General features: G+C 59.7%; 3 protein-coding genes. All 3 read left to right on the top strand.

The annotated features are described in order from the left end of the window. Positions 1-409: plasmid partitioning protein RepB C-terminal domain-containing protein (locus tag EN943_RS36625; RefSeq protein WP_281060885.1), on the top strand; the 409-nt coding region annotated here is incomplete at its 5' end. Between the two features lie 153 nt (positions 410-562). Then, positions 563-1,768, top strand: coding sequence for a plasmid replication protein RepC (gene repC, locus EN943_RS36620; RefSeq protein ID WP_013525330.1), 1,206 nt, complete (start codon positions 563-565; stop codon positions 1,766-1,768). 186 nt (positions 1,769-1,954) lie between these two features. Further along, the coding region (locus EN943_RS36615) for an XRE family transcriptional regulator (RefSeq protein ID WP_127416571.1) at positions 1,955-2,246 on the top strand (292 nt) is incomplete at its 3' end.

The following is a 2,246-nucleotide window of genomic DNA, read 5'->3' as shown; positions in this document are numbered from 1 at the left end:
AGTTCCAGAGCCAGTCATTGTGGCCATTGGCGCCGCCAAGACTGTTGGTCGGGACAGATGGTGGCAGCTCGCCAAGCTCATGGAGCATCCGGATAGCGCGGGCAGGGCGGCCGACTATGTGGCAAGTCCAGAGTTCGCCACGTCAGGCAGTGACGCACGATTTGCGCGTCTGTTCGACTTCATGAGCGCGCCGGCAAAACGCGCGCCAGCAGCATCGAAGACACAGGAAAAGGCTTGGGCACCGCACGACAGATCCGTGCGAGCCAAGATCACCGACACAGGAAAAGTGTTTACGCTTGCCCTGAAGGCCAAGGAAGCCTCGCCGTTCGGAGCGTTCATAACCGATCGGCTGGACGAGCTTTTCGAGGCTTTTCGGCAATCGGAAACAGCCAAGAAAACAGGAGACTGAAACCGCAAAAGAAAAAGGCCCCCGAACGTCGCCGTCGCGGAAGCCCTTCTCGTCTGTAGCAAGCTGAGAATCGCACTTCCCCGAATCACTGTCAAGAGTCGTGGCGCCATTTCGGCGAGCAGATTTCTTTTGCCTGATTGAAAGGTGAGGGAAATGGAGAGTGGGTTTGCGACGACGCCCTTCGGGCGGCGGCCGATGACGCTTGCGTTGGTGAAAGCCAACACGGCGTCAAGGCAGATACCTCAGGGGTCTGTCGTCGAGAAATGGCAGGTTTATCGGTGGCTGTGCGAGGGCAAGTCGATTGTCGGCGTCGGCGATCGCGCCCTGGCGGTGCTCAGCGGGCTTTTGACGTTTTATCCAGACGACCAGATCAGCGAGGAAAACGGGTTGATGGTCTTTCCGTCCAACGCTCAGCTATCGCTGCGGGCGCACGGCATGGCCGATTCCACGCTGCGCAGGAACCTGGCGGAACTGGTAAGTTGCGGCCTCATCATCCGCAGGGACAGCGCCAACGGCAAAAGATTTGCCCGCAAAGGGCCGGGCGGGGCTGTGGTGGAGGCCTTCGGCTTCTCCCTGGCCCCGTTGATCACCAGGGCAGCGGAGTTTCAGCAGGCGGCCGACCAGGTTCGAGCCGACGGTCGGGCGCTCAGACTGATGCGGGAGCGCATCACGCTGCACCGCCGCGACATTCATAAGCTGATCGAGGCGGCTGTCGAGGAGGATGTGCCCGGGGACTGGGGAACGCTGTGGAAGCGGTTCCGGGCCATTGTGGACGCAATTCCACGCCGGGCAGGCCTGTCGGAGCTGGAAGGGGTCGTCGCCGAGCTGGTAGAGCTGCACGAAGCGGTCAACAAGATGCTGGAAAGCTTCACAAATGCCAAGAATCCTAGCGGCAATGAGTCCCATAATGAACGGCAGCAATCTGATTCAAACACAGACTCCGCTTTTGTATTTGAACCGGCTTTCGAAAAAAGCAGGGCGGAGGCCGAGCCAACATCCCACCCCCCCGAGAAGCCGAAAGGCTACCCGATTGGACTGGTGCTGCGGGCCTGTCCCGATATTGCCGACTATGCCGTCAACGGGATCGGAAGCTGGCGCGACTTGATGATGACCGCCGCCCAGGTGCGAGGATACCTTGGCGTGTCGCCTTCAGCCTATGAGGAGGCTTGCCATGTGATGGGCCAGGAAGTTGCCGCGATCGTGATCGCCTGCATTCTGCAAAGAGCGCAGCATATCAACTCGGCTGGCGGTTATCTGCGCGTGCTGACCGAAAAGGCAAAAGCGGGTGAGTTTTCTGTTGGACCTATGCTCATGGCGGCGCTGAAAGCCAATGGCGCGTCAGCACGGATGACCGGATGAGCGGCAAGATATCGCGGGGCAGCGGCGTAAGGATGTGACCGGTGCTGTTGAGGTGGCCTGGCACATTCCCACCTGTCGGCGGGGTTTGCGGCGCGGCCACTGAACGGGTTCGTTCTTGAAAACAGTCTACAAGTGCCATATCTTCTGCACACGAAATATGACTCCCGATATGGTAGGATGAACACCATGGGCCAGGCACTCAAGATAGCCGAGCAGAATGGACCTCTCATCTTGTCCTACATGGACCGGAATGGGAAGATTGCGATTGGGCAGGTCGCGGACGGTTTTGGCATGTCCAAAGGCCAGTTGGCCCAGACTGCAGGTCTTGCACGCGAGACGCTTTATCGGTCAGAGCGTAGCGCCACGGTAAAGACCCAGGGGCGTCTGCGAGAAATGCTCGAGATCATCAGCCGGGTGACGGAATGGGCGGGTGGCAAGGAGCAGGCGATGGCCTGGTATCGGGCTCAGCCGCTTCCAG

This window comes from Mesorhizobium sp. M7A.F.Ca.US.006.01.1.1, assembly GCF_003997935.1.
In the GTDB taxonomy this organism is placed as follows: Bacteria; Pseudomonadota; Alphaproteobacteria; order Rhizobiales; family Rhizobiaceae; genus Mesorhizobium.
The sequence above is the reverse complement of the archived record's forward strand: the minus strand, read 5'-3'. Positions and strand labels throughout refer to the sequence as shown.